The following is a 5,614-nucleotide window of genomic DNA, read 5'->3' as shown; positions in this document are numbered from 1 at the left end:
GCCGCAACCCGCGCGACCTGACGCGCACGGCCGGCGGATCATCCGGCGGCTGCGGTGCCGCGGTCGCGGCCGGCCAGGTGCCGGTGACGCTCGGCTCCGACACCAACGGCTCGATCCGCGTTCCGGCGTCGCTGTGCGGCGTGTGGGGGCTGAAGCCGACCTTCGGGCGGCTGTCGCGGCGCGGCAGCTTCCCGTTCGTCGCGAGCCTCGACCACCTGGGGCCGTTCGCGCGCAGCGTCGAAGACCTGGCCGCCACCTACGACGCGATGCAGGGCCCGGACCCGCTGGACCCCGGCTGCCGTGCCGAGCGCGTGCAACCGGCGCTGGAGCACATCGGCCACCCGATCGCCGGCCTGCGCATCGGCGTGCTGGACGGCTACTTCGAGGAACACGCCGGGCCGGCGGCGCAGCGGGCCGTCGCGATCGCGGCCGAGGTGCTGCACGCGACCCACCGCGTGCAGTGGCCCGATGCCGCGCTCGCGCGCGCCGCCGCCTTCGTCACCAGCGCGGCCGAGGGCGGCGCGCTGCACCTGCCGACGCTGCGCGAACGCGCCGCCGACTACGAGCCGCTGTCGRTCGACCGCTTCATCGCCGGCGCGTTGCAGCCAGCCGAGTGGTACGTGCGGGCGCAGCGCTTTCGCCGGCTGTACCGCGACCGCGTCAACGCGCTGTTCGCCGACTGGGACGTGCTGCTCGCGCCCGCGACCCCGGTGCAGGCCACGTCGCTCGGCGCCGAGAGCTTCGAGCTGAACGGCAGCGCGCTGCCGACCCGCCCGTCGATGGGCCTGCTGACGCAGCCGGTGTCGTTCGCCGGCTGCCCGGTGGTGGCCGCGCCGCTGTGGCCGCACGGGATGCAGAAGCTGCCGATCGGCGTGCAGGTGATCGCGGCCCCCTGGCGCGAGGACCTGGCGCTGCGCGTGGCGCGCGTGCTGGAAGCCAGTGGCGCGGCCGCGTCGCCGGTGGCGGGGATCTGAGGCCCGGGCCGATGGAGATCAACCGCCCCGACGTGCTGGCCGCACTCACCGCGGCGTTCGAGCGCTATGAGCGTGCGCTGGTCGGCAACGACGTGGCGGTGCTCGACGAGCTGTTCTGGGACAGCCCGCATACGCTGCGCTACGGCGTCGGCGAGAACCTGTACGGCATCGAGGCGATCCGCGCCTTCCGCTCGGCCCGGCCCGCCACGGGCCTCGCGCGCAGCGTGCTGCGCACGCAGCTCACGACCTACGGCGAGGATTTCGCGACCACGCACATCGAGTTCCAGCGCGAGGGCGGCACGCGGCCCGGCCGGCAGACGCAGACCTGGATGCGCACCCCCGCCGGCTGGCGGGTGGTGTCGGCCCATGTAAGCTTGCTCGGATGAAACCGCTGGCCACGAAGAACAACCCGCGCGCCAACCCCCGCGACCTGACCCGCGCCGAGGCGGCCTACCGCCGGATCAAGGCGGCCATCTTCGATTTCGTGCTGCTGCCCGGCGACGGCTTCACCGAGAGCGACATGGCCGAGCGGCTGGAGATGTCGCGCACGCCGGTGCGCGAGGCGCTGTTCCGGCTCGAGCTCGAAGGCTATGTGCAGGTGGCGTTCCGCAGCGGCTGGAGCGTGTCGCCGTTCGATTTCCGCAAGCTGGAGGAGCTGTACGACCTGCGCGTGGTGCTCGAGGCCACCGCGGTCGACCGGCTGTGCGCGGCCGAGCCGATGCCCGACCTGGGGCTGCTGAAGGCGGTCTGGCTGGTGCCCGAGAAGGAGCGCAAGTCCGACACCGCCGAGGTCGCCGCGCTCGACGAGGCCTTCCATGCGACGCTGGTGTCGGCCGCCGGCAACCTGGAGATGGCGCGCGTGCATGCCGACGTGACCGACGGCATCCGCATCGTGCGCCGCCTTGATTTCACGCAACCGCCGCGCATCAGCGCCACCTACGAAGAACACGCGRAGATCCTGAAGGCGATCCTGGCGCGGCGGGCGGACGCGGCCAAGCTGATGCTGCGCACCCACATCGAGGCCAGCAAGGCGGAGGTGCGCAAGATCACGCTGCACAAGCTGCACAGCGCGCGGCCGGTGGCCGGAGAATTGTGAGGCGCCGTTCGGACTGAGCCTGTCGAAGGCCCCGTCACCCACTGCCGTTATGCTTGTCGGCCCCAAAACCCACGCCCACGAAGCGAAGGTATGCCCATGTGGCTGARAACGTTGTGGAGCCTGCTGCTCGCCGTCCCGCTGTTCGCCGCCGCCGCGCCCCCGGCCGCCCCGCTGGCCACGCTGACCATCGTCGACGGCGAGGCCGTGCTGGTCCGTGAGGCCGCGCGCTACGCCCCGGCCGAAGGCGTGCRCCTGCTGCGCGAGGACATCGTCGAGACCGGCACCCAGGGCCGATTGCTGCGCATCGAGTTCCCCGACGGCCTGGTCGCCGACCTCGGCCCCGCCACCCGGCTGCAGATCGCACCGAAGCTCGCGGGCCGCGCCCCGGGCCGCTTCTACCTGCTGCAGGGCTGGGTCAAGGTGACGGCGCCGGCGTCGCTCGCGAGCCCCGTCTTCAACACCCCGCTGTTCGACGCGACCGCGATCGCGCAGCGCGCCGTCGTGCTGGTGCAGCCGCAGGACGCCAACGTGTTCGCCGAGGCCGGCGAGGTCGCGCTCACCGAGCTGCTCGACGGCCGGCCGCTCGGCAACGTCACGCTGAAGGGCGAGCAGTTCCTGACCCGTGCCGGGGCGGCCCGCGCGAGCGTCGCGCCGCGCCCCACCGCGGCCTTCATCCAGCGCGTGCCCAAGGATTTCCTCGACACGCTGCCGTCGCGGCTCGAGCGCTTCAAGACGCGCGAGGTCGAGCCRGCACGGCTGTCGGGCATCGCCTACGACGACGTGGCGGCCTGGATCGACGCCGAGGCCGGCCTGCGCGCGGGCTTCGTGCTGCGCTGGAAAGGCGAGGCCCGCAACGCGGATTTCCGGCGCGGCCTGGTCGGCACGCTGCGCGCCCACCCGGAGTGGGACCGCACGCTGTTCCCGGAAAAATACCTGCCCAGGAAGGTCGAAACCCGACCATGACGCCGGTTTTTGCGTCTGCCAATGCGTCCGTTCAGTCATCCCTCACGTAAGTCCCGGCACCACCCCCAAGAGGCCCCATGAAGCTGCTGCTCAAATTCAACCTGGTGTTCCTGATCGTGTTCGCGCTCGGCCTGGGGGCCGCGGGCTACATCGCCCGCGCGCTGCTGCAGCAGAACGCCCACGACGAAGTGCTGGACCGCGCGCGGCTGCTGATGGAGAACGCGCTGGCCGTGAGCTCCTACACCGCGACGCAGATCGCGCCGCTGCTGGAGACGCAGATGAAGTACACCTTCCTGCCGCAGTCGGTGCCGGCCTACTCGTCGACCGAGGTGCTGAACACGCTGCGCAAGGATCACCCGGAGTACGCCTACAAGCCGGCGATGCTGAACCCGACCAACCCGCGCGACCGCGCGCAGGACTGGGAGGAAGACGTGATCCAGCAGTTCCGCCAGAACCCCGAGCGCACCGAGTTCGTCGGCCAGCGCGTGACGCCGTCGGGCCCGGTCACCTACATCGCCCGGCCGATCAAGCTGTCGAACCCGGTGTGCCTGCGCTGCCACAGCACGGTCGAGGCGGCGCCGAAGCCGATGGTCGACAAGTACGGCCCGGCCAACGGCTTCGGCTGGACCATGACCGAGGTGCTGGGCGCGCAGGTCGTCTCGGTGCCGATGTCGGTGCCGCTGGAGCGCGCGGACCGCGCCTTCCGCGTCGTGATGGCGTTGCTGGCCGGCGTGTTCCTGCTGATCGTGCTGGCGTTGAACCTGATGCTGTGGCAGCTCGTGATCCGGCCGGTGAGCCGGCTGTCGACGCTGTCCGACCGGGTCAGCCTGGGCGAGCTCGACGCGCCGGAGTTCAACACGAAATCGCGTGACGAAATCGGCGTTCTGGCCGAATCCTTCGCGCGCATGCGCAAGAGCCTGGTTCACGCGCTCAAACTCCTCGAGTGAAATCGCGCGTGCACTCCGCCCATGAAGCACCCTGAGCAACTCGGCAAGTACCCGATCACCGGCGTGATCGGCGAAGGCGCCATGGGCGTGGTGTACAAGGCGTTCGATCCGATCATCCAGCGGCCGGTGGCGATCAAGACGATCCGCAAGCACCTGGTCGGCGAAGACCTGTCGGGGTCGTCGACCGCGGAGCGCTTTCGCAACGAGGCGCAGGCGGTCGGGCGCATGTCGCACCCGAACATCGTGCCGATCTACGAGTACGGCGAAGACGACGACACCGCGTTCATCGCGATGGAGTACGTCGAGGGCCGCACGCTGTCGAAGATCCTCGCGGCCACGCCGCGCCTGCCCGAGGTCGACATCCTGAAGCTGATGGACCAGCTGCTCGACGCGCTCGACTGCGCGCACCGCCACGGCGTGTGGCACCGCGACATCAAGCCGGCCAACCTGATGGTGACGAATGCCGGCCAGCTGAAGGTGACCGACTTCGGCATCGCGCGCATCGAATCGCAGGTGCTGACGCAGATGACCTCGACGATCGGCACGCCCGGCTACATGGCGCCGGAGCAGTACGTCGGCGAGAACGTGGACCACCGGGTCGACGTGTTCGCGGCCGGCGTGTTGCTGTACGGGATGCTGGTCGGCCAGTCGCCGTTCCGCGGCTCGCCCGAGGCGGTGATGTACAAGGTGATGAACGACACGCCGACGCCGCCGAGCCGCATCGACATCGCACCGCGGCCCGACTTCTACGACAGCATCGTCGCGCGCGCGATGGCGAAGAAGCCGCAGGAGCGCTTCGCGACCGCGGCGCTGTTCCGCCAGGCGCTCGCCCGGCGCGTGCTGCCGTCGACCGACGACGAATCGGAAACGACGGTGATCATGGCGCCGCCGCGGCCGGCGGCGGCGCCATCCGCCGATCCGCATGCACSGACGGTGGTGCTCTCTGCCGGCTCGGTCCGCACGACCGCGCCGCCGACCGGCTGGGATCCGCAGACGCTCGCCCGCGTCGAGCTGGCGCTGGCCTCGTTCGTCGGGCCGGTCGCGAAGGTGCTGGTGCGCAATGCGGCGCGTTTCAGCACCGACCTGCCGAGCCTCGCGGCGAAGGTGTGCGAGCACCTGGGCAGCGATGCCGACCGTGCGCGCTTCACAGCGAAGCTCGGCGCGACCGGCACGCAGGCGGTGTCGCACCCGGTGAACCCATCGCTGCCGACCGGCCACCATGCGCTGACCGACGAGATGGTCACGCAGTCGCGCAAGGTGCTGACGGCCCACCTCGGGCCGATCGCCGGCGTGCTGGTGAAGAAGGCGCAGGCGAAGGCCCAATCGCAGGAGCAGTTCTTCGCGCTGCTGGCGGAGAACGCGGCGGCCGGGAAGGAACGCGAGAAGCTGATCGAGGCGCTGCGGCGCGGCGCTTAACTGTCTAGCTCACGACTCTAGAAGAGGTCCGGCTGGCCCGAGAAGGCTCGAAGTTCTCTTCCGTAAATTCGTTGCATGCCATCGCGAAAGTCCGCTATACCACCGTAACTTGGGTGACGAACGCAGCCCACCTCGATGCCGAATGACTTCGCGTAGGTCGACGCGTCTTGACCGATGCAAATGATTCGCTTGATGCCAAGCCACGCCACCAATTGCAC

6 protein-coding genes and 1 pseudogene are annotated in these 5,614 nt (G+C 70.4%); 6 read left to right on the top strand and 1 reads right to left on the bottom strand.

Annotation, left to right across the window (positions count from 1 at the left end):
- The 6 genes from AC1D15_RS16045 to AC1D15_RS16020 form a co-directional block, all read left to right on the top strand.
- On the top strand, positions 1-974 hold a 974-nt coding region (locus AC1D15_RS16045; protein WP_477826745.1), incomplete at its 5' end, for an AtzE family amidohydrolase.
- 11 nt (positions 975-985) lie between these two features.
- Entirely contained in the window at positions 986-1,360 is a 375-nt protein-coding gene (hpxZ, locus tag AC1D15_RS16040; protein ID WP_465111003.1) for an oxalurate catabolism protein HpxZ, read from the top strand.
- Positions 1,357-2,070: a GntR family transcriptional regulator gene (locus AC1D15_RS16035; protein WP_477826744.1), complete on the top strand. Its 714-nt coding sequence runs from the start codon at positions 1,357-1,359 to the stop codon at positions 2,068-2,070. The genes hpxZ and AC1D15_RS16035 overlap by 4 nt, the downstream gene beginning before the upstream one ends.
- Before the next feature lie 90 nt (positions 2,071-2,160).
- Positions 2,161-3,033, top strand: coding sequence for a FecR family protein (locus AC1D15_RS16030; protein ID WP_477826743.1), 873 nt, complete (start codon positions 2,161-2,163; stop codon positions 3,031-3,033).
- Between the two features lie 77 nt (positions 3,034-3,110).
- Positions 3,111-3,980 carry a Tll0287-like domain-containing protein gene (locus AC1D15_RS16025; protein ID WP_465111000.1) on the top strand — a complete coding sequence of 290 codons (870 nt, stop codon included), beginning with the start codon at positions 3,111-3,113 and terminating at the stop codon, positions 3,978-3,980.
- Between the two features lie 21 nt (positions 3,981-4,001).
- The gene (locus AC1D15_RS16020) at positions 4,002-5,396 is read left to right on the top strand and encodes a serine/threonine-protein kinase (RefSeq protein ID WP_477826742.1); all 1,395 of its coding nucleotides are present in this window, start codon (positions 4,002-4,004) and stop codon (positions 5,394-5,396) included.
- A 17-nt stretch (positions 5,397-5,413) separates the two neighbouring features.
- Here the strand turns inward: AC1D15_RS16020 and AC1D15_RS16015 are convergent.
- Positions 5,414-5,614: pseudogene (locus AC1D15_RS16015) on the bottom strand (uracil-DNA glycosylase); the annotation flags it as partial.

Source organism: Rhizobacter sp. P2_H2 (assembly GCF_056403375.1).
Note: the sequence above shows the minus strand (reverse complement) of the source record. Positions and strands in the feature narration are given on the sequence as shown.